This is a genomic window from Streptomyces sp. NPDC059787 (genome assembly GCF_042732315.1).
GTDB classification, from domain to species: domain Bacteria; phylum Actinomycetota; class Actinomycetes; order Streptomycetales; family Streptomycetaceae; genus Streptomyces; species Streptomyces atrovirens.
In genome coordinates, this window is the sequence record NZ_JBHWHX010000073.1 from 1 (window position 1) to 26,697 (window position 26,697).

General features: G+C 72.0%; 21 protein-coding genes. 5 read left to right on the forward strand and 16 right to left on the reverse strand.

Annotation, left to right across the window (positions count from 1 at the left end; translation table 11 throughout):
- Window positions 1–86: 86 nt before the first annotated feature.
- The 4 genes from ACFV5H_RS35925 to ACFV5H_RS35940 all read right to left on the reverse strand — a co-directional run bounded on the left by ACFV5H_RS35925 (window position 87) and on the right by ACFV5H_RS35940 (window position 4,246).
- Window positions 87–1,412 (reverse strand): hypothetical protein, encoded by a 1,326-nt coding sequence (locus ACFV5H_RS35925; RefSeq protein WP_385198946.1) that lies wholly within the window; start codon window positions 1,410–1,412, stop codon window positions 87–89.
- On the reverse strand, window positions 1,394–2,143 hold the full coding sequence (locus ACFV5H_RS35930; protein WP_385055561.1) for an ABC transporter ATP-binding protein: 750 nt from the start codon (window positions 2,141–2,143) through the stop codon (window positions 1,394–1,396). The genes ACFV5H_RS35925 and ACFV5H_RS35930 overlap by 19 nt, the downstream gene beginning before the upstream one ends.
- A 217-nt stretch (window positions 2,144–2,360) precedes the next feature.
- Window positions 2,361–3,725 carry an aspartate aminotransferase family protein gene (locus ACFV5H_RS35935; protein WP_385055559.1) on the reverse strand — a complete coding sequence of 455 codons (1,365 nt, stop codon included), beginning with the start codon at window positions 3,723–3,725 and terminating at the stop codon, window positions 2,361–2,363.
- A gap of 2 nt (window positions 3,726–3,727) precedes the next feature.
- Entirely contained in the window at window positions 3,728–4,246 is a 519-nt protein-coding gene (locus tag ACFV5H_RS35940; protein WP_344565635.1) for an Lrp/AsnC family transcriptional regulator, read from the reverse strand.
- A 216-nt stretch (window positions 4,247–4,462) separates the two neighbouring features.
- Between ACFV5H_RS35940 and ACFV5H_RS35945 the strand changes: the two genes are divergently transcribed.
- Window positions 4,463–5,902 (forward strand): gamma-aminobutyraldehyde dehydrogenase, encoded by a 1,440-nt coding sequence (locus tag ACFV5H_RS35945; RefSeq protein WP_385055556.1) that lies wholly within the window; start codon window positions 4,463–4,465, stop codon window positions 5,900–5,902.
- A gap of 107 nt (window positions 5,903–6,009) precedes the next feature.
- Window positions 6,010–6,531 (forward strand): hypothetical protein, encoded by a 522-nt coding sequence (locus tag ACFV5H_RS35950; protein WP_385059316.1) that lies wholly within the window; start codon window positions 6,010–6,012, stop codon window positions 6,529–6,531.
- Here the strand turns inward: ACFV5H_RS35950 and ACFV5H_RS35955 are convergent.
- The 3 genes from ACFV5H_RS35955 to ACFV5H_RS35965 form a co-directional block, all read right to left on the reverse strand.
- Window positions 6,524–7,678, reverse strand: coding sequence for a serine hydrolase domain-containing protein (locus ACFV5H_RS35955; RefSeq protein WP_385198947.1), 1,155 nt, complete (start codon window positions 7,676–7,678; stop codon window positions 6,524–6,526). The two genes, ACFV5H_RS35950 and ACFV5H_RS35955, sit on opposite strands and share 8 nt — an antisense overlap.
- A gap of 149 nt (window positions 7,679–7,827) precedes the next feature.
- The gene (locus ACFV5H_RS35960; protein WP_385059311.1) at window positions 7,828–8,538 is read right to left on the reverse strand and encodes a glycerophosphodiester phosphodiesterase; all 711 of its coding nucleotides are present in this window, start codon (window positions 8,536–8,538) and stop codon (window positions 7,828–7,830) included.
- A 19-nt stretch (window positions 8,539–8,557) separates the two neighbouring features.
- Window positions 8,558–9,619: an adenosine deaminase gene (locus ACFV5H_RS35965; protein WP_385198949.1), complete on the reverse strand. Its 1,062-nt coding sequence runs from the start codon at window positions 9,617–9,619 to the stop codon at window positions 8,558–8,560.
- Between the two features lie 171 nt (window positions 9,620–9,790).
- On the opposite strand from ACFV5H_RS35965, the gene ACFV5H_RS35970 reads away from it, so the two are divergent.
- Window positions 9,791–10,507 (forward strand): DUF4190 domain-containing protein, encoded by a 717-nt coding sequence (locus ACFV5H_RS35970; protein ID WP_385198958.1) that lies wholly within the window; start codon window positions 9,791–9,793, stop codon window positions 10,505–10,507.
- A 76-nt stretch (window positions 10,508–10,583) separates the two neighbouring features.
- Here the strand turns inward: ACFV5H_RS35970 and ACFV5H_RS35975 are convergent, their stop codons facing one another.
- The 3 genes from ACFV5H_RS35975 to ACFV5H_RS35985 form a co-directional block, all read right to left on the reverse strand.
- On the reverse strand, window positions 10,584–12,029 hold the full coding sequence (locus ACFV5H_RS35975) for an aldehyde dehydrogenase family protein (RefSeq protein ID WP_385059687.1): 1,446 nt from the start codon (window positions 12,027–12,029) through the stop codon (window positions 10,584–10,586).
- A gap of 439 nt (window positions 12,030–12,468) precedes the next feature.
- A complete protein-coding gene (locus ACFV5H_RS35980) occupies window positions 12,469–14,025 on the reverse strand; it encodes a PucR family transcriptional regulator (protein WP_385058429.1) in 1,557 nt (518 codons plus the stop codon).
- A 127-nt stretch (window positions 14,026–14,152) separates the two neighbouring features.
- Entirely contained in the window at window positions 14,153–16,276 is a 2,124-nt protein-coding gene (locus ACFV5H_RS35985) for an ATP-binding protein (RefSeq protein ID WP_385058427.1), read from the reverse strand.
- Window positions 16,277–16,651: 375 nt separating this feature from the next.
- Between ACFV5H_RS35985 and gabT the strand changes: the two genes are divergently transcribed.
- Both gabT and ACFV5H_RS35995 read left to right on the forward strand, forming a co-directional pair.
- Entirely contained in the window at window positions 16,652–17,986 is a 1,335-nt protein-coding gene (gene gabT / locus ACFV5H_RS35990) for a 4-aminobutyrate--2-oxoglutarate transaminase (protein ID WP_385058426.1), read from the forward strand.
- A gap of 432 nt (window positions 17,987–18,418) precedes the next feature.
- Window positions 18,419–19,057: a phosphatase PAP2 family protein gene (locus tag ACFV5H_RS35995; RefSeq protein WP_385058424.1), complete on the forward strand. Its 639-nt coding sequence runs from the start codon at window positions 18,419–18,421 to the stop codon at window positions 19,055–19,057.
- A 162-nt stretch (window positions 19,058–19,219) separates the two neighbouring features.
- On the opposite strand, the gene ACFV5H_RS36000 is transcribed toward ACFV5H_RS35995, so the two are convergent.
- Genes ACFV5H_RS36000 through ACFV5H_RS36025 form a run of 6 tightly spaced genes read right to left on the reverse strand, consistent with a single transcriptional unit; the run spans window position 19,220 to window position 26,411 of the window.
- Window positions 19,220–20,638, reverse strand: coding sequence for an NAD(P)/FAD-dependent oxidoreductase (locus ACFV5H_RS36000; protein ID WP_385058422.1), 1,419 nt, complete (start codon window positions 20,636–20,638; stop codon window positions 19,220–19,222).
- Window positions 20,639–20,664: 26 nt separating this feature from the next.
- Complete coding sequence (locus tag ACFV5H_RS36005) at window positions 20,665–21,465, reverse strand: ABC transporter permease (protein ID WP_385198950.1); 801 nt, start codon at window positions 21,463–21,465, stop codon at window positions 20,665–20,667.
- Window positions 21,466–22,398 carry an ABC transporter permease gene (locus tag ACFV5H_RS36010; protein ID WP_385198952.1) on the reverse strand — a complete coding sequence of 311 codons (933 nt, stop codon included), beginning with the start codon at window positions 22,396–22,398 and terminating at the stop codon, window positions 21,466–21,468. It lies immediately after the preceding gene.
- On the reverse strand, window positions 22,398–23,573 hold the full coding sequence (locus ACFV5H_RS36015; protein ID WP_385198954.1) for an ABC transporter ATP-binding protein: 1,176 nt from the start codon (window positions 23,571–23,573) through the stop codon (window positions 22,398–22,400). The genes ACFV5H_RS36010 and ACFV5H_RS36015 overlap by 1 nt, the downstream gene beginning before the upstream one ends.
- Before the next feature lie 4 nt (window positions 23,574–23,577).
- Window positions 23,578–24,825, reverse strand: coding sequence for a spermidine/putrescine ABC transporter substrate-binding protein (locus ACFV5H_RS36020; RefSeq protein ID WP_385058416.1), 1,248 nt, complete (start codon window positions 24,823–24,825; stop codon window positions 23,578–23,580).
- A 50-nt stretch (window positions 24,826–24,875) separates the two neighbouring features.
- Entirely contained in the window at window positions 24,876–26,411 is a 1,536-nt protein-coding gene (locus tag ACFV5H_RS36025) for a gamma-aminobutyraldehyde dehydrogenase (RefSeq protein WP_385198956.1), read from the reverse strand.
- Window positions 26,412–26,697: the final 286 nt, after the last annotated feature.

Here is a 26,697-nt window from a genome sequence, read left to right on the forward strand (position 1 = left end):
CGAAGCGTGGAGAACGGCCGCCTCCGCTGTCCTGGGAAGAACCGCAGGTCAGCAGGACGAGTGACCCGCGAGGTTAAACGCCAAGCTCAGCGGGCCAGCGGCCACGCCGACAGCTCGGCCACGACCAGGGTCAACGGCCCGAACAGGGCCAGCAGCGCACCCGCGCGGAGCACGGCGGCCCGGCGCAGCGTCCCCGTGGCCGCCCCGAGGCGCCGCAGCGCGGCGGTGGTGCCGGCACGGGCCTGCTTGGCCTCGACGGCGGCCGTCAGCAGCGTCGCCGTCGTGCAGCCGGCCACCAGCAGCACCCCGAGCACGACGAGCGGGCCGGCGGAGGCGTCCTCGCGGTCGTGCAGCGAGGCCATGGCGTACGCGGCCGACAGCACCGCGCAGACCACACCCAGCGGGCGCCCGATGCGCGTGGCCTCCGTCATCAGGACCCGCCCGGCCAGCAGCCGCAGCGCGCCGGGCCGTACCGTCTGCAGCAGCCTGCCGCACAGATGGGTGAGGCCGGGACCGGCCAGGGCCAGACCGACGGCGGTCAGGGCCAGACCGAGCAGCGCGGAGGGCCGGTCACCCGGCGCGCCCCCGCCGCCCGTACGGCTCGCGAAGGCCTCCACGGCCAGACCCACCGCCAGCACCGCGATGCCCCACGGCAGCCCGGACGGCGGCGTGAGCGGCACGGCGGGCCCGGTGTCGGCGGGCTCGGTGCCGGCGGCCGTCCCGGGAGTCTCCTCCGCCGTGCCCTCCCGCTCCGGCGCCGCCTCGGCCGTACGCCGGCCGCGGGCCGCCGCCCCCAGGTGCTTGCCGAACCGTCCGTACGCCCCGAACGACTCGCGTACCGCCGTACGCCGGTACGCGCCGAACCTGCCGTACGTCCGCCCCGCGCGGGCCGCGCCCGCCGCCGGCTCACGTGGCCGCAGCGCCACCGCCACGGCCGCCGACGCGCTCAGCGGCACGAGCGCCAGCAGGGTCAGGGCGGCCGGCAGCGGAAGCGGCCGTCCGGTGGCGAGGAAGTCCGTCGCGGCGCCGTCGGAGGGCATGCCGGTGAGGTCGCCGCGCAGCTGGAGGAAGACCAGCAGGGCCAGCAGCGAGCCCAGCGCGCAGGACAGCGCCGTGGTGGCCGCGGAGACCGCCATCAGCCGGGCGGGACCGAGACCGATCGCCGACAGACCGGGCCTGGGCCGGGTGCCCGGATCGGTGCGGGCGACCGCGATCGCGAAGTACACCGTGGCCGCCAGCGGGACCGCGCACCAGGCCAGCCGGAGCGCCGAGGAGGCCGGGTCGGGGTGGCCCAGCGCGTGGCCGAGGGTGCTGAGCAGCAGGAAGCCCGTGCCCGCGGACGCGGCCGCGACCAGGAGCCGGCGCAGCTGGACGGCGGTGTGGGCGCTTCGGGTCAGACGGAGAGCGAGCACGCCGCCCGGCCTTCCGTCTCGGCCGCCCCGGCGACCGGCGGCAGATGTACGGTGCGCACCCGCCGCCCGTCGAGCAGTGACACGGTGCGGTCGGCGAGGGCCGCGGTCTGCGCGTCGTGGGTCGCGAGGACCACGGTGATGCCGTGCGAGCGGGCCGCCGTGGTGAGCGTGCGCAGTACGTGGCCGCGGTCGACGCGGTACAGCGGGGCGGTCGGCTCGTCGGCGAACAGCACCGAGGGCGTCGGGGCGAGGGCGCGGGCGATGCACACCCGCTGCCGCTCCGCCTGCGTCAGCTCCCCGGGGTGCCTGCGGGCCCTGTCGCCGATGTCGAGGCGCTCCAGCCACTCCAGGGCCGCCGTCCTGGCGCGGCGCCGGTCGGTGCCGCGCAGCATCAGCGGCAGGGCGGCGTTCTCCCAGACGTTCAGTTCGGGCACCAGCACCGGTTCCGGGTCGACCCAGCCGAAGCGGTCCCGGCGCAGCCGCTCGCGGGCGACGGGGCTCATGGTGTGCACGGGCACGCTGTTGAACCAGACCTCGCCGTCCTTGGCGGGCAGCAGGCCGGACAGACAGCGCAGCAGGGTCGTCTTGCCGCTGCCGCGCGGGCCGCCGACGGCGAGGATCTCGCCCTCCCGGACGCCGAGCGAGACCCCGCTCAGTCCGGGCGAGCCGTCGTCGTACCGGTAGTGCAGGGCTCGCGCCCAGAGCACGTCGTTGTCCGGTGGGGCCACCATGGCGTACACCTCGGTTCGGATCGGAAATGCCGTGCGCTCTTCGGGTAAATCCCCCGTCCGGGGGAACGAAGGCAGGGCCGATCGGTCACTCGCACGCTAGGCAGGCCGCGGCGGGAGGCCGGACAGCACACGGCCCCGGGCACCCGTTTCTCACTCGAACGGGCGGCACCGGGGCCGGTGTTGATCATCCAAAGGGAAGATCGGAACCTCGTTTGGCCTACAGCTTGGTCCAGGCCTCGGAGAGGGTCGCGCGCAGGATCTGCTCGATCTCGTCGAAGGTCTCCTGATCGGAGATCAGCGGCGGGGCGAGCTGGACGACCGGGTCGCCACGGTCGTCGGCCCGGCAGTACAGGCCGTTCTCGAAGAGCTTCTTCGACAGGAAGCCGTACAGCACGCGCTCGGTCTCGTCCGCGTCGAAGGACTCCTTGGTGTTCTTGTCCTTGACCAGCTCGATGCCGTAGAAGAAGCCGTTGCCGCGGACGTCGCCGACGATCGGCAGGTCGTGCAGCTTCTCCAGGGTCGCGCGGAAGGCGCCCTCGTTGTCGAGGACGTGCTGGTTGAGGCCCTCGCGCTCGAACAGGTCGAGGTTGGCGATGCCGACCGCGGCGGAGACCGGGTGGCCGCCGAAGGTGTAGCCGTGCAGGAAGGTGTTGTCGCCCTTGTAGAACGGCTCGGCGAGCCGGTCGGAGACGATGCACGCGCCGATGGGGGAGTAGCCCGAGGTCATGCCCTTGGCGCAGGTGATCATGTCGGGGACGTAGCCGAACTTGTCGCAGGCGAAGGTGGTGCCCAGCCGGCCGAAGGCGCAGATGACCTCGTCGGAGACGAGCAGCACGTCGTACCGGTCGCAGATCTCGCGCACCCGCTGGAAGTAGCCGGGCGGGGGCGGGAAGCAGCCGCCGGCGTTCTGCACCGGCTCCAGGAAGACCGCCGCCACCGTGTCCGGGCCCTCGAAGAGGATCTGCTGCTCGATCTGGTCGGCGGCCCAGCGGCCGAACGCCTCCGGGTCGTCACCGTGGATCGGCGCCCGGTAGATGTTGGTGTTGGGCACCTTGTGCGCGCCCGGGACGAGCGGCTCGAACGGGGCCTTCAGGGCCGGCAGTCCGGTGATGGACAGGGCGCCCTGCGGGGTGCCGTGGTAGGCCACCGCGCGGGATATGACCTTGTACTTGGTCGGCTTGCCGGTGAGCTTGAAGTACTGCTTGGCGAGCTTCCAGGCGGTCTCCACCGCCTCGCCGCCGCCGGTGGTGAAGAAGACCTTGTTGAGGTCGCCCGGCGCCTCGTGCGCGAGCCGCTCCGCCAGTTCCACGGCCTTGGGGTGGGCGTAGGACCACACGGGGAAGAAGGCCAGCTCCTGGGCCTGCTTGGAGGCGGTCTCCGCGAGCTCCTGGCGGCCGTGGCCCGCCTGCACCACGAACAGACCCGCGAGGCCGTCGAGGTAGCGCTTGCCCCGGTCGTCGTAGATGTGGGTGCCCTCGCCCCGGACGATGGTGGGGACGGGGGAGTTCTCGTACGAGGACATGCGGGTGAAGTGCATCCACAGGTGGTCGTACGCGGACTTGCTGAGGTCGTCGGTGCTCACGGTTATCGGGTTCCCCACATGTAGGTCTGCTTCTTGAGCTTGAGGTAGACGAAACTCTCGGTGGAGCGCACTCCGGGAACGGCCCGGATGCGTCGGTTGATGACCTCCAGGAGGTGGTCGTCGTCCTCGCAGACGATCTCGACCATGAGGTCGAAGGAGCCCGCGGTCATCACCACGTACTCGCACTCGTCCATGGCGGTCAGCGCGTCGGCCACGGACTCCACGTCGCCCTCGACGTTGACCCCGACCATCGCCTGGCGGCGGAAGCCCACGGTGAGCGGGTCCGTGACGGCGACGATCTGCATCACGCCCTGATCGAGCAGCTTCTGCACCCGCTGGCGCACGGCCGCCTCCGACAGGCCCACGGCCTTGCCGATGGCGGCGTACGGCCGGCGGCCGTCCTCCTGGAGCTGCTCGATGATGGCGAGGGAGACGGCGTCCAACTGGGGACCGCCGCCGTTCTTGGACTCGCGGGAGTCCTTCGGGTCTGCGCTTCGACTGGCCACGGTGCCACTGTGCACGACGTATCGACAGTTTCGCAAGGCTCAATCGATGAAATTCGTTGTCTGTGACGTCTCGGCTTGCGGATTTCGCAGGAGTGGAGCGGGTGGGGGTGTTGAAAACGTCAGCCGTCGGTTTAGGGTGGGTGTCTCAGAGGTTGGACACCAGGCATTTCCTGACACCTCAGACACCTCAGACACCTCGGACACCCACAAGGAACACCAGGAGGCCCTGCAGTGAGCACCGAGCTGCGTCGTCTGCGCAACTACATCGGCGGTGAGTTCCGGGACGCCGCCGACGGACGGACCACCGAGGTGGTCAACCCCGCGACGGGCGAGGCGTACGCGACCGCTCCGCTGTCCGGGCAGGCGGATGTGGACGCCGCGATGGCGGCCGCCGCCGAGGCGTTCCCCGGCTGGCGCGACACCACCCCGGCCGAGCGCCAGAAGGCCCTGCTGAAGATCGCGGACGCCTTCGAGGAGCGTGCCGAGGAACTCATCGCCGCCGAGGTGGAGAACACGGGCAAGCCCATCGGGCTGACCCGCACCGAGGAGATCCCGCCGATGGTGGACCAGATCCGCTTCTTCGCGGGCGCGGCGCGGATGCTGGAGGGCAAGGGTGCCGGCGAGTACATGGAGGGGCTGACCTCCTTCGTGCGCCGTGAGCCGATCGGCGTCTGCGCGCAGGTCGCCCCCTGGAACTACCCGATGATGATGGCCGTGTGGAAGTTCGCCCCGGCGATCGCCGCGGGCAACACCGTCGTCCTGAAGCCCTCGGACACCACCCCGGCCTCCACGGTCCTGCTCGCCGGGATCCTCGGCTCGATCCTGCCCAAGGGCGTCTTCAACGTCGTCTGCGGCGACCGCGACACCGGCCGCCTCATGGTCGAGCACCCCACCCCGGCGATGGCGTCCATCACCGGTTCGGTGCGCGCGGGCATGTCCGTCGCCGAGTCCGCGTCCAAGGACCTCAAGCGGGTCCACCTGGAGCTGGGCGGCAAGGCCCCGGTCGTCGTCTTCGAGGACACCGACATCGCCAAGGCCGTCGCGGGCATCTCGGAGGCGGGCTTCTTCAATGCCGGCCAGGACTGCACGGCCGCCACGCGCGTGCTCGTGCACGAGTCGATCCACGACGAGTTCGTCTCCGCGCTCGCCAAGGCCGCCGCCGACATCAGGACGGGCATGCCGGACGACGAGGACGTCCTCTACGGCCCGCTCAACAACCCCCACCAGCTCAAGCAGGTCGAGGGCTTCATCGAGCGGCTGCCGGCGCACGCGCGCGTGGTCGCCGGCGGCAAGCGCGTCGGCGACAAGGGCTACTTCTACGCCCCGACCGTCGTCTCCGGCCTCGACCAGGACGACGAGATCGTCCAGAAGGAGGTCTTCGGCCCGGTCATCACCGTCCAGCGCTTCACCGACGAGGACCAGGCCGTCGAGTACGCCAACGGCGTCGAGTACGCGCTGGCCTCCTCGGTGTGGACCAAGGACCACTCCCGCGCGATGCGCATGTCCAGGAAGCTGGACTTCGGCTGCGTGTGGATCAACACGCACATCCCGCTGGTCGCGGAGATGCCGCACGGCGGCTTCAAGAAGTCCGGCTACGGCAAGGACCTCTCGGCGTACGGCTTCGAGGACTACACGCGCGTCAAGCACGTGATGACGTCGCTCGACGGATAGGTGCCGAAGCGTCGGCCCCGGACGGTGCACCACCGTCCGGGGCCGACGTGTCTCCAGAGGCGCACCCTGTTTTTGAACATGTTCAACTCTCGGCGTACGCTGCTGCCATGAGCGACAGAGCCGCCCTCCTCAAGGGCATTCGCGCCTGGCTGGTCTTCTTCGTCGTCTGCCTGGTGCTCAGCGGCGCCACGGCCTTTCCGCTGGTGCACGAACTGCGCTGGACCGAGGACCTGCTCCGGTCCCTGTCGGCGCCGGAGCACCTCCCCGCCCTCATGGACTGGATCGAGCGCGTACGCCAGGGGCTCGACACCGCCGACGCCGAGTACCCCTTCCTCCTCTACGGCACCGACTGGCTCGCCTTCGCGCACCTCGTGATCGCGGTCGCCTTCTACGGCCCCTACCGCGACCCCGTCCGCAACATCTGGGTCGTCGAGTTCGGCATGATCGCCTGCGCCGGCATCATCCCGCTCGCCCTGGTCTGCGGCCCGGTCCGGGGCATCCCCTTCTGGTGGAGCGTCATCGACATGGCGTTCGGGGTGTTCGGCGTGATCCCGCTGTACGCCGTACGCCGGAAGATCAAGCGGCTGGAGGCGCTCACGCCGGACGCGGCACCCGCCCTCGCTACTTGAGGGCGGCCTGCCGGATCCGGTCGGCGACCGGGTTCGAGGTCGTGTCCTTCGCGTCGGTGTCGGAGAGCGAGTACACGAGGGTGAAGCTCAGGTCCTCGGTCGCGGCGATCGCCGTGCTGTAGCCGGGGCGGGCGCCGCTCTTGAGCCAGTAGACCGTGCCCTCGTGCTCCCAGCGGGTCAGACCCGCGCTGTGGGCGGCGCCCTCGATGCCCGCCGGGACCGTGAACATCTCCCGCAACTGCGGTTCGGGCACGATCTGCCCGCTGAAGAGGGCGGTGACGAGCCGTTCCAGGTCGGCGGTGGTCGAGATCATGTCCCCGGCCGCCCAGCGGTCGGCCACGTTCCACTCGGTGACGTCGACGAGCCGGTTCGTCCCGTCCGGCTGGGACACCGCCTGGTAGCCGTGGTGGTGCGGTCCGCGGATGCGGGGGTCGGTGCCGGGGAAGTACGTGTGCCGCATCCCGGCGGGACGCAGCACGAGCCGGGTGGCCTCGGAGGCGTAGGAGTGCCCGGTCACCTTCTCGATCAGCATGCCGAGGACCGTGTAGTTGATGTTGAGGTACTGCTGCTGCTCACCGGCGTCGAACGCCGGTCCCTTCGCGACGGCCGACTCCACGACCCGCCGCGGGGTGAGCGTGTCGTAGCGGTGCGCGTACTGCTCCTCGAAGGTGTTGCCCCAACTGACGCCCGGCTGGATGCCGCTGGTGTGGTTCAGCAGGTTCCGCACGGTGACGGGCTTCTTGAAGCCGGAGCCGAGCAGACCGGGCAAGTAGCGCTCGATCGACGCGTCGAGATCGACCTCGCCCCGGGAAGCGAGCCGGAGGACGGCGGCCGCCGTCACCACCTTGGTCGTCGAACCGGCCCTGAACCGCGCGTCCGGGTCGGCCGCCCGGCCGCTCACCAGGTCCCGCACCCCCGAACTGCCCTGCCAGGAAACCTCGGTGCCGCCCAGCCGGACGAGCGCGGCGGTCGTGTCTCCGTCGGGCAGCCCCTCGATCGCCTCGCACAACGCCTGGTGGGACGGTGCGGTACTGCACACGGGCGCCCGCGGGGCGGGCGAGGCGAACGCGGGCGCGGCGAGCGGGCCCGCGCCCAGGGCGAGGACGAGGGAGGCGGCGAGAAGAGCGGTACGGCGGCGGGCGTGCATCGGTGGCTCCTCGGGGGAGTTCGGCGGAAGGACGTGGTCATCCTCCGGCCGTGCGGGCCGCCTCCGGATCGTCGTCAGGGAGGGCGCCTGCCCTGGCGCACCCCCGACCAACTCCCCTGGGTAAGCAGGGGAGTTGTCAGGGGTTGCCCCTAAGGTGCCTGCCGCCCCGGCCGGCCCCCGTCCGCACGCAGCGCGCACAGCACGTCGATGCGGTTGGTGGTGATCGAGTCGACGCCCAGGGCCAGCAGGCGGCGCATGGAGCGGCGGGTGTCCGGGGTCCAGACGGACAGCAGACAACCGGCGTGGTGGACACGGTCCGCGAGCGCGCGGTCGACCAGGCCGAAGCGGTAGTTCAGCCAGCGCGGACGGACCGCCTCCAGCAGACCGGCGCGGGCCGGTGCCAGCGTCGTACGCGTGAGCGCGATCTCGGCGGACGGGTCCGCCGCCCGCACGGCGAGCATGGCGGCGGCGCCCGCGCAGTAGTACACGCGGTCCTGGGCGCCCCGCTCGCGCACGGCGTCCACGATCCGGCGCGCCGCGCGGACGTCCGGCGCGCCGGGCAGGTCGATCATCACCCGGCCGCCGTCCGTCGCCGCCAGTGCGTCGGAGAGCGTGGGCACCCCGTCGTCCGTGACCCCGCGCACCTCCTCCCACGACAGCGACGGCAGCGGGCGGTCGTGTCCCCAGAGCCGCTTCAGCGTGCCGTCGTGCAGCAGCACCGGGACGCCGTCCCGGGTGAGGCGCACGTCGATCTCCACCGCGTCCGCGCCCCGGTGGAACGCGGACCGCAGCGAGGCGAGGGTGTTCTCGCGGACGCGGTAGGGGTCGCCGCGGTGGGCCACGGCGGTCACGTTCTGCATGGCGGCCCTTCGCGGGTGGTCAGGAGTCGAGCCAGGACGCGGTGTAGGTGTCGATCTCGGTGACCAGCCGCGCCTTGCCGGCCGGGTCCATGAAGGACACCTCGACCGCGTTCTTCGCCAGGTCGGCCAGTCCCCGCTCGTCGAGCTCCAGCAGCCGCGCGGCGACCGCGTACTCGTTGTCGAGGTCGGTGCCGAACATCGGCGGGTCGTCGGAGTTGACGGTGACGATGACGCCGGCCCGCGCGAACTCCTTGATGGGGTGCTCGTCGAGGTCGGTCACCGCGCGGGTGGCGATGTTGGAGGTGGGGCACACCTCCAGCGGAATGCGCCGCTCGGCCAGGTACTGGAGCAGCTTGGGGTCGCGGGCGGAGCTGGTGCCGTGCCCGATGCGCTCCGCGCCCAGCTCGTTGATCGCGTCCCACACCGTCTCCGGTCCCGTGGTCTCGCCGGCGTGCGGTACGGAGTGCAGCCCGGCGGCGATCGCGCGGTCGAAGTACGGCTTGAACTGCGGCCGGGGCACGCCGATCTCGGGCCCGCCGAGACCGAAGGAGACCAGGCCCTCCGGGCGCAGCCGGTCGTCGGTGGCGAGCCGTGTCGTCTCCTCGGCGGACTCCAGTCCGGCCTCACCGGGAATGTCGAAGCACCAGCGCAGCACCGTCCCGAACTCGGTCTCGGCCGCCTTGCGGGCGTCCTCGATCGCGTCCATGAAGGCACGCTCGTCGATGCCGCGCCGGGTGGAGGAGAACGGGGTGATGGTCAGCTCGGCGTACCGCACCTGCTGCCGGGCCAGTTCACGGGCCACCTCGTAGGTCAGCAGCCGTACGTCCTCGGGGGTGCGGATCAGGTCGACGACGGACAGGTACACCTCGATGAAGTGGGCGAAGTCCGTGAAGGTGAAGTAGTCGGCCAGGGCCTCGGGGTCGGTGGGGACCTTGGAGTCGGGGTGGCGGGCGGCCAGCTCCGAGACGATGCGGGGGGAGGCGGACCCGACGTGGTGCACATGCAGTTCGGCCTTGGGCAGCCCGGCGATGAAGGCGTGCAGATCGCGTGGGACGCGCGGCTCGACGAGACGGTCGGTCAAGGTTCCTCCCCGGAACGGCGCCCCTTCGACCGCGCGAGCGGCGGGACGCGGATGATCGGCTGATCGGTGACTCGGGGTCATCGTAGGCGGTCGGGAAAGGGGGCGCGGGGCGGTACGGAGCGGCGGAGCCGTAGCATGGCCGGACGATCGAGGGCCGAGGGGGAACTCCAGATGACGGACGCGACGCAGCCGGGCGGGGACACGGGCGCCGACGACCCCTGGGCGGCCCCGGAGGACAGGCCCTCACTGGACAAGGACCGCACGTCCGGCGCCGGCCGGCCGCCGCAGTCACCGGCCACGCCGACCGTCGCCGACGGGCTGTCCGCGCCGCAGCCGCCGTCCGTGCACAACCAGCCCACCATCGCCGGGATGCCGGGTGCCGGCTTCGCCCCGCCCGCCGGGGGCATGCCCCCGGGCGGCGCCGCGCCCTTCGACACCCAGGGCTCCGCGCTGCCCCCGCCGCCCGTTGCGCCCAACGGCCCCGGCGCACCCGGCGGCTACGGATACCCCGGCTACCCGCCGGGCTACGGCTGGCCCGGCATGCCGGGCCAGCGGCAGAACGGCATGGGCGTCGCGGCCATGGTGCTCGGCATCCTGGCCTGCTGCCTGTTCTGCCTGTACGGCGTGGTCTCCGTCGTCCTCGGCGTCCTCGCCATCGTCTTCGGCATCAAGGGCCGCCAGAAGGCCGAGCAGGGTCTGGCCGACAACCACGGGCAGGCCCAGGCCGGCCTGATCACGGGCATCATCGGCCTCGTCCTCGGCATCGCCGTGATCGTCCTGATAGCCATCGGCGTCGTGGCCGCCATCAACAGCGAGGAGGACAGCTGGGAGGACGAGGACTACTACGGCGCCCACCGCCCGGCCGTCACCGCTCCCGCCTTCCGCTGACCACACCGGTCGTTCGAGGGCCGACGGCCCGAGCCCCCGCACAACGGGCTCGGGCCGTCGGCCTTTCGCGGGTGGGTCAGAGCGCGAGGCCCGTCAGGACCATCACCCGCTCGTAGGTGTAGTCGTCCATCGCGAACCTCACGCCCTCACGGCCCACACCGGACTGCTTGGCGCCGCCGTACGGCATCTGGTCGGCGCGGTAGGACGGCACGTCACCGATGACCACACCGCCGACCTCCAGGGCCCGGTGGGCCCGGAAGGCGGTCTGCAGGTCGTGCGTGAACACGCCTGCCTGGAGGCCGTACTTGGAGTCGTTGACGGCCGCGAAGGCCGCCGCCTCGCCGTCCACCTTCTGCACGGTCAGCACCGGTCCGAAGACCTCCTCGCAGGAGATCGTCGCCTCGGCCGGTACGTCGGTGAGCACGGTCGGCGCGTAGGAGGCGCCGTCGCGCTTGCCGCCGGTGTGCAGCGTGGCGCCCGCGGCGGTGGCCTCGTCGACCCAGGACTCCACGCGCTGCGCGGCGGCCTCGCTGACCAGCGGGCCGACGTCGGTGGCGTCGTCGTTCGGGTCGCCGGTGACCTGCGCCTCGACGGCGGCGACGATGCGCGGCAGCAGCCGGTCGTACACCGACGCGTCGGCGATCACGCGCTGCACGGAGATGCAGGACTGGCCGCCCTGGTAGTTGGAGAAGGTCGCGATGCGCTGCGCGGCCCGGTCCAGGTCCTCGTCGCTCGCGAAGTCGGCGAGGACGACGGCCGCGCCGTTGCCGCCCAGCTCCAGGGTGCAGTGCTTGCGCGGCACCGAGTCCATGATCGCGTAACCGACCGTCTCGGAGCCGGTGAACGAGATGACCGGGAGGCGCTCGTCCTGGACCAGGGCGGGCATACGGTCGTTGGGGACCGGGAGGATGCTCCAGGAACCGGCGGGCAGCTCGGTCTCGGCGAGCAGCTCACCGAGGATCAGGCCGGAGAGGGGCGTGGCGGGGGCCGGCTTGAGGATGATCGGCGCGCCCGCGGCGATCGCGGGGGCGATCTTGTGGGCGCACAGGTTCAGCGGGAAGTTGAACGGCGCGATGCCGAGGACGACGCCCTTGGGGAAGCGGCGGGTGAAGGCGAGGCGGCCCTGGCCGCCGGCGTCGGTGTCCAGGCGCTGGGCCTCGCCGCCGTTGAAGCGGCGGGCCTCCTCGGCGGCGAAGCGGAAGACGGAGACGGCGCGGCCGACCTCTCCGCGGGCCCACTTGACCGGCTTGCCGTTCTCGGCGGAGATCAGGCGGGCGATCTCCTCGGTGCGCTCGGCGAGGCGGCGGCTGACGTGGTCGAGGGCTGCGGCGCGGGTGTGGGCGGGGGTGGCGGCGAAGTCCTCGCGGACGGCGTGGGCGGCGGAGACGGCGTCTTCGACCTGGGCGTCGGTGGGGACGCTCACGGTTCCGACGGTGTGGCCGTCCCAGGGGGAGGTGACGTCGAAGGTGGTCTCGCCGGTGGCCTGGCGGCCGGCGAGCCAGAAGGCGGTGGTGGAAGTCATGTGCGGGTTCCGGCCCTTCCGTGGTGGGGGTGTGCGGGTGGGTTGCTGCGTCCACGGTAGGGCGGGGGGTGGGGGGTGGAGTTTGGCCGAGTCGTAGTGGTGGGGGTGTGGGGGTTCTACGGTTTGGCGGGGTGGAGCGGGGGTGTGGGCTTTTGGGTTTTTCGCCCCCGCCGCCCCTTCCCGTCCCGTCCCCGGGCTGCGCCCCGGACCCCCTTGTCCTCAGACGCCGGACGGGCTGGGAGGAGGCGTGCGGCTTGGGGAGGGCCGGATGGGTCGGGGGGAGGGGGCGGACGGGCTGGGAGGAGGGGCGGACGGTTTGGGGGAGGGGCCGGATGGGTCGGGTGGGCTGGGAGGAGGGGCGGACGGTTTGGGGGAGGGGCCGGATGGGTCGGGTGGGCTGGGATGGGCGGGCTGACGGTGTCGGGCGGGCTGGGAGGGGTTACTCCGTCGTTGTCGCCTTCAGGGACAGCCACAGCTCCATGCGGGTGTCCGGGTCGTCCAGGGAGCGGCCGAGGATCTCCTCGACCCGGCGCATGCGGTAGCGGAGGGTGTGGCGGTGGACGCCCAGGTCGGCTGCCGCCGCGTCCCACTGGCCGTGGCGGGAGAGCCAGGCGCGGAGGGAGGCGACGAGGTCGCCGCGGCCCGTCGCGTCGTGTTCGCGCAGGGCGCGCAGCAGCCCGTCGGCGAACGCCCTGACCGCGTCGTCGGCGAGCAGCGGCAGCACCGAGCCCGCGGCCATGTGTTCGTGTTCCACCAGCACCCGCCCGCGCCGCCGCGCCACCGAGAGCGCCTGTTCGGCCTGCTTGTAGGCGGTGGACGCGGCGATCGGGCCGGCGGGTGCGGACAGTCCGACGACCAGTTCGTCGTCGTCGGCCTTGCGGGCCGCCTCCCGCGCGGCGGCATGGTCGCAGCAGGCGGCCACGGCGGCGCCGCCGTCGCAGGCCAGTATCACCAGCCGGTTTCCCTCCGGCACGGCCAGGACCACCTCCCCGGAGCGGGCGGCGGCGGACTCCGCGACCTCGGCGAGGGCTCCGAGGGCGTCCCCGTTCGCCTCGCCCCCGGCGGCCACGATGATCCGGAAGGGCGCGTCGAGCAGGCCGCCGTACAGGTCCCCGGCCACCGCGCGGGCGTGGTCCGGCTCCCCGGCGAGCAGCATGCGCAGGACGGCGGCGCCGATGCGCTGCTCGGCGGCGTGCAGGGAGCGGGAGCGTTCCGTGGTCAGGGTGAGCAGGGCTATGGCGGAGTGGACGGCGTACCGCTCGGCGGTGCCGAGGGCGGCGGCCGTGCCAACGGCGAGCGCCGCGCGGGGGCGCCGGCCGGTGCCGAGGGAGTGCAGTTCGACCCGGTCCTCGTTCTCCGGGCCGGCCACCACCGAGGAGGCGGGCGCGGGCCGGTCCCGCAGCCGGGTCACGTCCGGGGTGAGCCGCGCGGCGCGCCGCCCCGCCCACTCCGGTGCCGTGGCCACGACGGCGCCCGAGGCGTCGTACAGCGCGGCCCACCCGTCGACCTGCGCGGCGAGCGCGGCCAGCAGCCCCTCCGGGCCTTCCGTCAGGGCCTGTCTCGTCAGTTCCCGCTGGGCCGCGAAGCCCGCGGTCACCGCGCGGTACTGGTCGGCGGCGATGGCGGCGGACACGGCCTTGCTGATCGCGAGGAAGGGGGTGCGACGCGGCACCTCCAGGAGCGGCAGGCCCTCCTCCCGCGCGGCGTCGACGAGGGCGTCGGGGATGTCCTCGTAGTGCACGCCGACGGCGAAACCGAGGCCCACGACTCCCGCCCCGACCAGCCGCCTCACATAGCGGCGCATCGCCTCCCGGTCCTCCGCGTCGAGTTTCAGCGCGGTGATCAGCAGGAGTTCCCCGCCCTCCATGTAGGGCACGGGGTCGGCGAGTTCACTGGCGTGCGCCCAGCGGACCGGCACGTCGAGGCGGTCCTCGCCCGCGCGCACGGTCAGCTTGAGCGCGGAGTGGTGGACGAGCGAGGCGAGCGTCGGGGGCATGGGTGCCTTGAGCCTTCGGGTCTGCGTCGGGTGTGTGAGAAGTCGGTGATCTTTTGGCCGCCGCGTATGAACGGCCTGTGCCGATTCTGCCTCACTGTACGGTCCCCGGCCGCCCCGATCGGCCGGCTCACTCCCGAAGGTCCACCAGCAGCGGCGGCGCGTGCTCCCCCTTGACGTCGGTCAGCGACAGCACCGCGTGGCCCGCCGGTACGGCATGTGCCAGCTCCGACGCCGACCACCGCTCCCGCTCGACCTGCCGCACGGTGACCGCCCGCGCGGTCGGTGCCTTGCCCGTGATCGCCCGCCGCAGGGCGTGCACCGCCTTGCCCGCCGGGCTCTCCGCGATGATCTGCCGGTCGGTGACGTCCCGGGCCTCGGTCCACTCCTTGCCCCACACCTCGGCGAAGTCCTGCCCGTCCCACGGGGTGACACCGGACAGCGCCATCCTGCACCCGGTGGCCCCGAGCAGCGGCCCGCGCAGCGGCCTCGGTACGTCGTCCAGGGTGCGCAGCGTCAGCACCGCGCCCGCGTTGGCGGACCGCAGCCGCTGGATGCCCCGCACGGCCTCGGGGGTGACCACGCCGGTCGCGTCGTCCAGCACCAGACAGGCGAACAGGGAGCGGTCCTCGCGCACCGTCACGCTCGCCGTGAACTGGGCGAGGACCAGCCGCGCCAGCATCCGCGAGGCGTCCGCGTGCCCGCGCTGGGGCAGGTCGACGCGCACCCGCACCGGGTGGTCCAGCGCCTTGAGCGAGAACGGCCGGGACTGCCCGGAGGTGTCGAAGAACCCCGCGAAGGCCGGCCGGTCCAGCAGCGCCACCCGGTCGGCGAGAGTGCCGCCGACATCGCCCGGGTGGGCCATCTGCCGCTCGCGCGCGTCGAGTTCGCGCAGCAGCGACTCCTGGCCGGCGGCCAGGAGCCCGCTGCGCAGCTCGGCCAGCGGGCCGGGGGCGCCGTCGAGGAGCTGCCGCAGCTCGGGGACGGACGGGAAGCGGCCGTGCACCGCGCGGAACGGGCCCAGGAGCTGGGCGAGGACGGTGGTGGAGCGGCGGCTGTCGCTGCCCGGGTGCGGATCCGCCAGGTCTCCCACCAGTGCCTCGGCGAGTACGGCCGCGGCCTCGTCGGGGTCCGTGGTGCCGCCGTACAGATCGAGGTCGTAGACCGACTCGGGATTGCCGATCCGTACGACGACGTCGTACGCGTCGCTCTCGCCGAGCCCCGCGCCCGCCGCGCCGACCACGACCACGGCGGCCTTCCCGGCGAGCGCGTGCAGGCACAGCGACTCGGCGAGCGGCCGGACGACACCGCCGGTCTTGCCGGAACCGGCCGGTCCGACGGCGAGGAGCGAGGTGCCGAGGAGTTCCGGGCCGAGGGCCAGGCCGGTGCCGCGGTAGGCGTAGGGGTTGCGGGGGTCGTCGGCGGTGGTGCCGAGCCGCACCTGCCCGGTGAGCAGGTCGTGGCGGGCCTGCCGGGCGGGCAGGTCGCGCGCACCGGAGGGGTGGGCGCAGGCGGCTGCACCTTCCTGGAGTACGGCCCCTGTGAAGGTGGCGAGGCTGTGCCGGCCGTTGCGTACTCCCTGCCAGGCGCGGGCGATACGGGCCTGGTCGACGTCCCGCATCAGCCCGGCGCGGGCGTCGGCGGCCAGCCGCTCGGCGGCGTCCGTGGCGCCGGCGGCGCGGAGGGCGGGCCAGGTGGCGGGGTCGGCCTCGGGGGCGGGCGGGCGCTGGTCCCGCGCGGGGCCACGGCGCCAGGCGGGCGGACCGTAGCGGCGCCAGATCTCGTTCCAGCGGCCGAGGCGGCCCACGCCGACCATGATGATCCCGGCGATCAGCACGTAGTAGGCGTAGACGACCACGACGGCGCCGAAGCTGTGGGGCTCCGCCCAGGAGTCGGGGATCATCGCGTAGAGCGGCAGCAGCCACCAGCCGCCGAGGTAGCCGTTCCACAGCAGCGACCAGATGAGCCAGCCGACGAGGAACGCGATCAGGGCTCCGCTGAGCAGCTGGCGTCCCGGGATGCGCTCCGGCTCCTCCTCCGGGCGCGGCCGGTGGCCGAACCGCCATACGCCGGGGAGGGCCTCCGGGCGGGGGGTGCGGAGCCAGGCGAGGAACGCGGAGCCGTCGGGCGGCGGGGGCATGCCCGGGGCCCTTGTGGGGCGTGGGGGCGCCGTCGGTACGTCCGGTGGGCCCGCCGGGCGCGGGACGGGGTCGGCATGCGTGCCCCGTGCGTCCTGGGTACCGTCGCTGTTCATCGCCCTTGCCCCCTGAGCTGCCGCTCCATCCGCCATCAGCGAGTCAATCTAACGCCCTGACAGGGCGAGTTCACCGCATACGCGGCCCGAGCCGCGGACAGTCGTGCCTCCCTCCCGCTCGAGCGAAGCCGGGAGCGGGGGAGGGGGCGCAGCGGCACCCCGCGAACGCGGGCGAGTGAGACCCGCCCCGCCCCGGGGACACCTCCCAGGCCTTTGAGGCGCCAGGGGAGGCACGACCGCCCGCAGCGGGGTTGTCCACCACGGACAACCCGGCCCTCCGCACAACGCCCACATGGAGCATGCCCGCCCCCCGCTCCCCGCCCTAGCCTGCGAGAAAAGAACGCAAGCGTCCGAAACACCCCCCAGGAGCCCCGCATGACCGCACTTCCGCAGGAGCGCCGCGTCGTCACCGCCATCCCCGGCCCGAAGTCGCAGGAGCTGCAGGCCCGCCGCACCGCCGCGGTCGCGCAGGGCGTGGGCTCCGTGCTGCCCGTGTTCACCACCCGCGCGGGCGGCGGCATCATCGAGGACGTCGACGGCAACCGGCTGATCGACTTCGGGTCCGGCATCGCCGTGACCTCCGTCGGCGCCTCCGCCGAGGCCGTCGTCCGCCGCGCCTCCGCCCAGCTCGCCGACTTCACCCACACCTGCTTCATGGTCACGCCGTACGAGGGCTACGTGGCCGTCGCCGAGGCGCTCGCCGAGCTGACGCCGGGCGACCACGCCAAGAAGTCCGCGCTGTTCAACAGCGGCGCCGAGGCCGTCGAGAACGCCGTCAAGATCGCGCGTGCGTACACCAGGCGCCAGGCGGTCGTCGTCTTCGACCACGGCTACCACGGCCGCACCAACCTCACCATGGCGCTGACCGCGAAGAACATGCCGTACAAGCACGGCTTCGGCCCGTTCGCGCCCGAGGTGTACCGCGTCCCGGTCGCCTACGGCTACCGCTGGCCGACGGGTGCGGAGAACGCGGGCCCGGAGGCCGCCGCGCAGGCCATCGACCAGATCTCCAAGCAGGTCGGCGCCGAGAACGTGGCCGCGATCATCATCGAGCCGGTGCTCGGCGAGGGCGGCTTCATCGAGCCGGCCAAGGGCTTCCTGCCCGCGATCAGCGAGTTCGCCGCGGACAACGGCATCGTCTTCGTCGCCGACGAGATCCAGTCCGGGTTCTGCCGCACCGGCCAGTGGTTCGCCTGCGAGGACGAGGGCATCGTCCCCGACCTGATCACCACCGCGAAGGGCATCGCCGGCGGCCTGCCGCTCGCCGCCGTCACCGGCCGCGCCGAGATCATGGACGCCGCGCACTCCGGCGGCCTGGGCGGCACCTACGGCGGAAACCCGGTCGCCTGCGCGGGCGCGCTCGGCGCGATCGAGACGATGAAGGAGCTCGACCTCAACGCCAGGGCGAAGAACATCGAGGCCGTCATGAAGACCCGCCTCACCGCCATGGCCGAGAAGTTCGACGTCATCGGCGACGTCCGCGGCCGGGGCGCGATGATCGCCATCGAGCTGGTCAAGGACCGCGGCACCAAGGAGCCGAACCCCGAGGCGACGGCCGCGCTGGCCAAGGCCTGCCACCAGGAGGGTCTGCTGGTCCTGACCTGTGGCACCTACGGCAACGTGCTGCGCTTCCTGCCCCCGCTGGTCATCGGCGAGGACCTCCTCAACGAGGGCCTCGACATCATCGAGCAGGCGTTCGCGCGCATCTGAGCCGGCATCGGGGCAGGTGAGCCGCCTGCCCCGGACCGCCGGGGCCGGCGAGCGGCAGAGCGTGTGAAGAACGTGTGCGAGGTGGATGACAGGAGCCCGTCGGCCCTGTCGCGGGGCCACCCCCTGCCGTAGGTTTCTGCACGGATGAGAGATACACCCCGCCCACAGGGGACTGTGGGTGGTTTCAGGCCGGGGCCTCCCCAGCTTCGACCTGGTCGTGCCCTCGCGCACACAACCGGGGCCTGAAGGCTTCGGGTCTCCTCATGATCGGACGGTCGCCCGCCCCAAACCCCCCGGGGCGCGCGACGTTCCGGTCCGGACGGCCGTCCGGGCACCTCTACGGCAAGCCGTTCCCAGAAGGGCCGGCGCATACCCCCCCTTTGCGCCGGCCCTTCGGCGTACGCCGGGCCCTCACCTGCGAAGCTGTGCACCATGCTGCTGCTGGGACCGCCCGTTCTCCTCTTCGCGCTGATCACCTGGCAGGTCGTCGCCGACGGCCCGCTGGTTGGCCTCGACGAGCGGCTGAGCCGGGAGCTGGTCCATCCGGACCGGGCCTCCGAACTGCTCGCCGACCTCGGCAACGTCCAGGTCGCCCTCCCCGTCCTGGTGATCGCACTGGCGTACGTCGCCCGGCGCGGACGTGCCACAGGTATGGACCGCTGGTGGCTGCCGCCCGCCGCCGGGGCCCTGGCGATGGTGCTGGTGCCGGCGCTGGTCGCGCCCCTGAAGGAGTGGACCGACCGCCCCGGCACCCCGGCCGTGCCCCCGGCGGTCGGCTACTACCCCTCCGGGCACACGGCCACCGCCGTGGTGGCGTACGGCGCGGCGACACTGCTGCTCCTGCCGCTGCTGCGGTCGGCGGCGGTCCGTCGCCTGCTCGTCGCGGCCTGCGCCGTCCTGGTCGCCGGCGCCTCGTTCGGGCTGGTGCGCCGGGGCTACCACTGGCCGCTGGACGTGGCGGCCAGTTGGTGCCTCGGCGCGGCGCTGCTGATCGGCCTGTGGCTGCTGGCCGGCCGGGGCGGTCGCCGGAGACCCGCCGGGGGCCCCGACCCCCGAACCGGTACCGGCTGACCGGCCCGGAGGCCTGGGGGCGCCGTGTGGATCTTGCCGGGGTCGCGGGCCCGGTGCCCTCCTCCGCCTCGCGGCACACGGCACCGGCCCCCGCCCGGCTCGGCTGTGAGGCACCGCTCACCGGAGCCGGCCTGATCCACACGACACCCTGGGTGCGGCGGCTCAGCTGTCGAAGCCCAGGCCCAGCCGGTCCATCGTCCGCAGCCACAGATTGCGCCGCCCGGCCTGCGCGTCCGCCCTGGCCAGCGACCACTTGGTGAGGGCGATGCCGGTCCAGGCGAACGGCTCCGGCGGGAACGGCAGCGGCTTCCTGCGCACCATCTCCAGCTCCGTGCGCTCCGTCCGTTCCCCCGCCAGCAGGTCCAGCATCACCTCGGCCCCGAAGCGGGTGGCGCCGACTCCGAGACCGGTGTACCCCGCCGCGTACGCCACCTTCCCCGCGTACGCCGTGCCGAAGAACGCCGAGAAGCGGGAGCAGGTGTCGATCGCGCCGCCCCAGGCGTGGGTGAAGCGCACGCCCTCCAGCTGCGGGAAACAGGTGAAGAAGTGCCCGGCGAGCTTGGCGTAGGTCTCCGGCCGGTCGTCGTACTCGGCGCGCACCCGGCCGCCGTACGGATAGACCGCGTCGTAGCCGCCCCACAGGATCCGGTTGTCGGCGGAGAGCCGGAAGTAGTGGAACTGGTTGGCGCTGTCCCCGAGGCCCTGCCGGTTCTTCCAGCCGATGGACGCCAGCTGGTCGGCGGTGAGCGGCTCGGTCATCAGGGCGTAGTCGTAGACCGGGACGGTGTAGGAGCGGACCCGTCTGACCAGGCTGGGGAAGACGTTGGTGCCGAGCGCCACCGCGCGGGCGCGGACCCGTCCGTACGGGGTGCGCACGGCCATGCCGGTGCCGTACGGCTTCAGGGTGAGGGCGGGGGTGTGCTCGTACACGCGGACGCCGAGGTCGAGACAGGCCCGCTTCAGTCCCCAGGCGAGTCTGGCCGGGTGGAGCATGGCCACGCCCCGGCGGTCGTACAGGCCGGCCCGGAAGGTCGGGGAGTCCACCTGTTCCCGTACGGCGTCGGCGTCCAGGTACTCGATGCCGTCGGCGAGACCCTTGGCGCGGACCTCCTCGTACCAGTCCTTGAGCTCCCACGCCTGGTAGGGCTCGGTGGCGACGTCGATCTCGCCGGAGCGTTCGAAGTCGCAGTCGATGGAGTGGCGGGCGACCGTCTCCTCGATGGCGTCGAGGTTGCGGGCGCCCAGCCGCTCCAGGGTGTGGATCTCGTCCGGCCAGCGGGTCAGCCCGTTGGGCAGGCCGTGGGTGAGGGAGGCGGCGCAGAATCCGCCGTTGCGGCCGGAGGCGGCCCAGCCCACCTCGCGGCCCTCCACCAGCACGACGTCCCGTGCGGGGTCGCGCTCCTTGGCGATCAGCGCGGTCCACAGTCCGCTGTAACCACCGCCGACGACCAGCAGGTCACAGGTCTCGGCGCCGGTGAGGGCGGGTTCGGGGTCGGGCCTGCCGGGGTCGTCCAGCCAGTAGGAGGCCGGCCGGGCTTCGGAAAGGGATTTCGTCCAACGGCTCATGGCGCCAGGGGCCATGATTTCAACTCCCTACAGTGCTTTCTTTATGCCTTCTGCCGGTTGCGGCGACTGCCGATGGCCATGGAGACCAGCACCAGCAGAACGGCGATGACGAACATGGCCGTACCGATCACATTGATCTGCACGGGAGTTCCGCGCTGCGCGGAGCCCCATACGAACATCGGGAAGGTGACGGTCGAGCCGGCGTTGAAATTGGTGATGATGAAATCGTCGAAGGAGAGCGCGAAGGCGAGCAGCGCGCCCGCCGCGATGCCGGGGGCGGCGATCGGCAGCGTGACCCGGAGGAACGTCTGGAACGGGCCGGCGTACAGGTCCTGCGCGGCCTGCTCCAGCCTCGGGTCCATCGACATCACGCGCGCCTTCACGGCGACCACGACGAAGCTGAGGCAGAACATGACGTGGGCGATCAGGATCGTCCAGAAGCCCAGCTCGGCACCCATGTTGAGGAACAGGGTGAGCAGCGAGGCCGCCATGACCACCTCGGGCATCGCCATCGGCAGGAAGATCAGCGAGTTCACGGCGGGGCGGGCGCGGAAGCGGTAGCGGACCAGCGCGAAGGCGATCATCGTGCCGAGCAGGGTGGCGCCGAGCGTCGCCCACAGGGCGAGCTGGAGGCTGAGCGACAGCGAGGCGCACAGTCCGGAGACGCCGCAGGGGTCCCTCCACGCCTCCGTGGAGAACTCCTGCCACGTGTAGTTGAAACGTCCCTTCGGATTGTTGAAGGAGAACGCGGTGACGATGACGTTCGGCAGGAGGAGATACGCGAGGGTCAGCAGTCCCGCGATGACGACGAGGCGACGCTTGAACCAATTGACGAAGGTCATTTAAACCAGATCCTCCGTGCCGGACTTGCGGATGTAGAGCGTGACGGCGACGAGGATCGCGGCCATCAGGATGAACGAGAGTGCCGCGGCCGTCGGATAGTCGAGAATCCGCAGGAACTGCGACTGGATGACATTGCCGACCATGCGGGTGTCGGTCGAGCCGAGCAGATCCGAGTTGATGTAGTCGCCGGACGCCGGGATGAAGGTCAGCAGCGTGCCGGAGACCACGCCCGGCATCGACAGCGGGAAGGTGACCCTGCGGAAGGTGGTCGACGGCCTGGCGTACAGGTCGTTCGCGGCCTCGTGCAGCCGGGGATCGATGCGCTCCAGGGAGGTGTAGAGCGGCAGGATCATGAACGGCAGGAAGTTGTACGTCAGACCGCAGACCACCGCGAGCGGGGTGGCGAGCACCCGGTCGCCGGCGGTCCAGCCGAGCCAGGCCGTGACGTCCAGGACGTGCAGGGTGTTCAGGGCGTCGACCACCGGGCCGCCGTCGGCGAGGATCGTCTTCCAGGCGAGGGTGCGGATCAGGAAGCTGGTGAAGAACGGCGCGATCACCAGGATCATGATCAGGTTCCGCCAGCGTCCCGCGCGGAAGGCGATCAGATACGCCAGCGGGTAGCCGAGCAGCAGGCACAGCACGGTCGCGGAGGCCGCGTAGAGCACCGAGCGGACGAACTGCGGCCAGTAGTCGGACAGCGCGTCCCAGTAGGTGGCGAAGTGCCAGGTGACCTCGTAGCCCTCCTCCAGGGAGCCCGTCTGCACGGACGTGGAGGCCTGGTAGATCACCGGCAGCGCGAAGAACACGAACAGCCAGAGCAGACCGGGCAGCAGGAGCAGATACGGCGTCCAGCGGCCCCGCCTGCGCGGCTTGCTCGGGGGTTTCGTCTCCGGGGCGGGCGCCACGGGCGGCGCCTGGGTGACCGTGGCCATCAGGCGACCTCTTCCTCGCCGGTCTCCACACCCGCGTCGATGTCCTGCGCCGCGTCCAGGCCGAAGGTGTGCGCCGGGTTCCAGTGCAGGACCACCTCGGCGCCGGGCACCAGCCGGGCGTCGCGGTCGATGTTCTGGACGTAGACCTCGAAGTCGGAGCAGACCGGGCTGTCGACGACGAACTGCGTGGAGACGCCGATGAAACTGGAGGCGGCGATCCGGCCGGTGATCCGGTTGCGGCCCGCGGGTATCCCGCCGGCGTCGTCGGCGTGGGTGAGGGAGATCTTCTCCGGGCGCACCCCGACCAGCACCTTGCCGCCGGTCGCCGTGGGCGCGCTGTTGCGGGCCCCGGGCAGGACCAGCTTGCCGCCGCCCGCCTTGAGGACGATCTCGTCGCCGGACCTGGTGTCGATCTCGGCCTCGATGAAGTTGGAGGTGCCGAGGAAGTTGGCGACGAACGTGGTGCGCGGGTTCTCGTACAGGTCGGTGGGCGAGCCGAGCTGCTCGACCCGGCCGGCGTTCATCACGGCGACCGTGTCGGCCATGGTCATGGCCTCCTCCTGGTCGTGCGTGACGTGCACGAAGGTGATGCCGACCTCGGTCTGGATGCGCTTGAGCTCCAGCTGCATCTGACGGCGCAGCTTCAGGTCGAGGGCGCCGAGCGGCTCGTCGAGCAGCAGCACCCTGGGGTGGTTGATCAGCGCGCGGGCCACCGCGACACGCTGCTGCTGGCCGCCGGAGAGCTGGTGCGGTTTCTTGCGGGCCTGCTCGCCGAGCTGGACCAGCTCCAGCATCTCCTCGACCTGCTTCTTCACGCTCTTGATGCCGCGCCGGCGCAGACCGAAGGCGACGTTCTCGAAGATGTCGAGGTGCGGGAAGAGGGCGTAGGACTGGAAGACCGTGTTCACCGGCCGCTTGTAGGGCGGCAGCGCGGTGACGTCCTGGTCGCCGAGGTGGACGGTGCCGCTCGTGGGCTCCTCCAGGCCGGCGATCATCCGCAGGGTGGTGGTCTTGCCGCAGCCGGACGCGCCGAGCAGGGCGAAGAAGGAGCCCTGCGGCACGGTCAGGTCCAGAGGGTGTACGGCGGTGAAGGAGCCGTACGTCTTGCCGATGCCGGTGAGGCGGACGTCCCCGCCGCCGTGGCCGGCCGTGGTGGTGTCTTCGGTCGTCTTCATCTCGTCACGCCCCAGTGAGCTTCGCGAACTTCTCTTCGAATTCCGTCTCTTCCTCGGCGCTCAGGGAGCGGAAGGCACGGGACTTGGCCTGCATGGCCTGGTCGGGGAGGATCAGCGGGTTGTTCGCCGCGTCCTCGTCGATCTTCGCGAGCTCGTCCTTCACTCCCTCGACCGGGCAGACGAAGTTGATGTAGGCGGCGAGTTCCGCGGCCGCCTTCGGCTCGAAGTAGTAGTCGATGAGCCGCTCGGCGTTGGCCTTGTGACGGGCCTTGTTGGGGACCAGCAGGTTGTCGCTGGACATCATGTAGCCGCTGTCGGGGATCAGGAAGTCGATGTCCGGGTTGTCCGCCTTGAGCTGGACGACGTCTCCGGCCCAGGCCACACAGGCGGCGAAGTCGCCCTTGCTGATGTCCGCGGTGTAGTCGTTGCCGGTGAAGCGGCGGATCTGGCCCTTGTCGACGGCCTTCTGCAGGCGGGCGATCCCCGCGTCGTAGTCGTCCGCGGTGAACTTCTCCGGGTCCTTGCCCATGTCGAGCAGGGTCAGGCCCATGGTGTCGCGCATCTCGGTGAGGAGCCCGACCCGGCCCTTGAGCTTCGGGTTGTCCAGCAGGTCGGAGAGGGTCCTCACCTCGACGCCGTCGAGCGCCTTCTTGTTGTAGGCGATGACGGTCGCGATGCCCTGCCAGGGGTAGGAGTAGGCGCGGCCCGGGTCCCAGTCGGGGCTGCGGAACTGGGGCGACAGGTTGGCGAAGGCGTGCGGCAGATTGGCCGGGTCCAGCTTCTGCACCCAGCCGAGGCGGATCAGGCGGGCGGCCAGCCAGTCGGTGAGGACGATGATGTCGCGGCCGGTGTCCTGGCCCGCGGCGAGCTGCGGCTTGATCTTGCCGAAGAACTCGGTGTTGTCGTTGATGTCCTCGGTGTACCCGACCTTGATGCCGGTACGTTCCGTGAACGCGTCCAGCGTGGGGTGTTCGCGCCCGCTGTCGTCGACGTCCATGTACTCGGTCCAGTTGGAGAAGTTGACGGACTTCTCCTCCTTCGAGTGGTCCTCCGCCGAGACACCGCCCTGGGTGTTGCCGGCCGCGGGGATGCCGCAGCCGCTCAGCGCGCCGAGTCCGCCGGCCGCGAGCGCGCCGCCCGCGGAGGCGCGCAGCAGGGAACGGCGGGACAGGGCCGCCCTGCCGGTGCGGAGGCTGCGCCGCATGGCGGCCACCTGGGCCGGTGAGAGGCGGTCGGGCTCGTACTGCTCCATGCGCGTGGTGCCCTTTCGGGAGGGTGGCCGCGGGTCGGGCGGCCTGGCTGCTATCGGTCCCCGAAGATGGTGCGGTGCCAGTCCTTGCGGACCGCCGCGGTGTTGTCGAACATGACGTGCTTGACCTGCGTGTACTCCTCGAACGAGTAGGCGGACATGTCCTTGCCGAAGCCGGACGCCTTGGATCCGCCGTGCGGCATCTCGCTGATGATCGGGATGTGGTCGTTGATCCACACGCACCCGGCCCTGATCTCGCGGGTGGCGCGGCCCGTGCGGTACACGTCCCGGCTCCAGGCGGAGGCGGCGAGCCCGTACGGGGTGTCGTTGGCCAGCGCGATGCCCTCGTCGTCGGTGTCGAAGGGCAGGACGACCAGCACCGGACCGAAGATCTCGGACTGCACGACCTCGCTGTCCTGCGGTGCGCCGGCGATGAGGGTGGGGCGATAGTACGCGCCGTCCCTCAGCTCGCCCAGGGGTGCCTCGCCGCCGGTCACCACGCGCGCGTAGGCACGCGCCCGGTCGACGAAACCGGCCACCCGGTCGCGCTGGACGTGCGAGACCATCGGGCCGAGGTCGGTGCCGGGGGCGAAGGGGTCGCCGAGCCGGACGGTCTCCATCAGGGCGGCGGTGCGCTCGACGAACGCCTCGTAGAGCGGGCGCTGCACGTACGCGCGCGTGGCGGCCGTGCAGTCCTGGCCGGTGTTGATCAGCGCGCCCGCGACCGCGCCGTGGACGGCGGCGTCGAGGTCGGCGTCGTCGAAGACGACGAAGGGGGCCTTGCCGCCGAGTTCCAGGTGGAGGCGCTTGACGGTGGCGGTGGCGATCTCGGCGACCCGCTTACCGACGGCGGTGGAGCCGGTGAAGGAGGTCATGGCCACGTCGGGGTGGCCGACCAGGTGCTCGCCCGCCTCCCTGCCGGTGCCGGTGACGATGTTGACCACACCGTCCGGGATTCCGGCGTCGGTGGCGGCCCGGGCGAAGAGGAGCGAGGTCAGCGGGGTGAGCTCGGCGGGCTTGAGGACGACGGTGTTGCCCGCGGCGATCGCCGGGAGGATCTTCCAGGCGGCCATCTGGAGCGGATAGTTCCAGGGGGCGATGGAGCCCACGACACCGATGGGCTCGCGGCGGACGTAGGAGGTGTGGTCGCCGGAGTACTCGCCGGCCGACTGGCCCTGGAGATGACGGGCGGCGCCGGCGAAGAAGGCGATGTTGTCGATCGTGCCCGGTACGTCGAACTCGCGGCTCAGCTTCAGGGGCTTGCCGCACTGCAGCGACTCCGCGCGGGCGAAGTCCTCCGCGCGGTCGGCGACGACGGCGGCGAACCGGTGCAGGGCGTCGGAGCGCTCACCGGGAGTGGCACCGGCCCAGGCCGGAAACGCCTCCCGCGCGGCGGCGACGGCCGCGTCGACGTCGTCGGGGCCGGCGAGTTCGTACGTGTACACCTCCGTGCCGGTGGCCGGGTCGACGACCGTGTGGGTACGGCCCGAGGTGCCCTTCGCCGGGCGGCCCGCGATGAACTGCGCGCCGTCCGCGAACCGGTCCTGGGCGGGAAACCGTTCCGGGGTGGTGCTGCCCGGGTTGTGCATGTCGCTCTCCTCCGTGTCCCCGAGGGGGGCGGCGTGGCTCCAGCTCGATTTGAGTGCCGATCCTGACAGAACGAGTGGGCTCCAACAAGTGATTCCGTTGTTGCCTTTTGGTTACGCGACGGAATCTGTCGACCAGGTGTCGAGTGGCCACGGAAAAGACAGGACGGAGTGTCAGTGGTTGCTGCCAGACTCGCGCCGGACGGGCTGGAAGTCGCCCCCGCCGCCCCTTCCCGTCCCGAACCCGGGGCTCCGCCCCGGACCCCGCTCCTCGACTGGAACTCAGCCC

What these genes read in the sequence shown, in the direction of transcription:
- ACFV5H_RS35975 (WP_385059687.1), bottom strand. Translation starts at nt 12,029, where the DNA reads ATGACTTCCACCACCGCCTTCTGGCTCGCCGGCCGCCAGGCCACCGGC.
- ACFV5H_RS36000 (WP_385058422.1), bottom strand. Translation starts at nt 20,638, where the DNA reads ATGGCCCCTGGCGCCATGAGCCGTTGGACGAAATCCCTTTCCGAAGCC.
- ACFV5H_RS35950 (WP_385059316.1), top strand. Translation starts at nt 6,010, where the DNA reads ATGAGCGACAGAGCCGCCCTCCTCAAGGGCATTCGCGCCTGGCTGGTC.
- ACFV5H_RS35930 (WP_385055561.1), bottom strand. Translation starts at nt 2,143, where the DNA reads ATGGTGGCCCCACCGGACAACGACGTGCTCTGGGCGCGAGCCCTGCAC.
- gabT (WP_385058426.1), top strand. Translation starts at nt 16,652, where the DNA reads ATGACCGCACTTCCGCAGGAGCGCCGCGTCGTCACCGCCATCCCCGGC.
- ACFV5H_RS35960 (WP_385059311.1), bottom strand. Translation starts at nt 8,538, where the DNA reads ATGCAGAACGTGACCGCCGTGGCCCACCGCGGCGACCCCTACCGCGTC.
- ACFV5H_RS35970 (WP_385198958.1), top strand. Translation starts at nt 9,791, where the DNA reads ATGACGGACGCGACGCAGCCGGGCGGGGACACGGGCGCCGACGACCCC.
- ACFV5H_RS35985 (WP_385058427.1), bottom strand. Translation starts at nt 16,276, where the DNA reads ATGAACAGCGACGGTACCCAGGACGCACGGGGCACGCATGCCGACCCC.
- ACFV5H_RS36020 (WP_385058416.1), bottom strand. Translation starts at nt 24,825, where the DNA reads ATGGAGCAGTACGAGCCCGACCGCCTCTCACCGGCCCAGGTGGCCGCC.
- ACFV5H_RS36010 (WP_385198952.1), bottom strand. Translation starts at nt 22,398, where the DNA reads ATGGCCACGGTCACCCAGGCGCCGCCCGTGGCGCCCGCCCCGGAGACG.
- ACFV5H_RS36015 (WP_385198954.1), bottom strand. Translation starts at nt 23,573, where the DNA reads ATGAAGACGACCGAAGACACCACCACGGCCGGCCACGGCGGCGGGGAC.
- ACFV5H_RS36025 (WP_385198956.1), bottom strand. Translation starts at nt 26,411, where the DNA reads ATGCACAACCCGGGCAGCACCACCCCGGAACGGTTTCCCGCCCAGGAC.
- ACFV5H_RS35995 (WP_385058424.1), top strand. Translation starts at nt 18,419, where the DNA reads ATGCTGCTGCTGGGACCGCCCGTTCTCCTCTTCGCGCTGATCACCTGG.
- ACFV5H_RS36005 (WP_385198950.1), bottom strand. Translation starts at nt 21,465, where the DNA reads ATGACCTTCGTCAATTGGTTCAAGCGTCGCCTCGTCGTCATCGCGGGA.
- ACFV5H_RS35980 (WP_385058429.1), bottom strand. Translation starts at nt 14,025, where the DNA reads ATGCCCCCGACGCTCGCCTCGCTCGTCCACCACTCCGCGCTCAAGCTG.
- ACFV5H_RS35955 (WP_385198947.1), bottom strand. Translation starts at nt 7,678, where the DNA reads ATGCACGCCCGCCGCCGTACCGCTCTTCTCGCCGCCTCCCTCGTCCTC.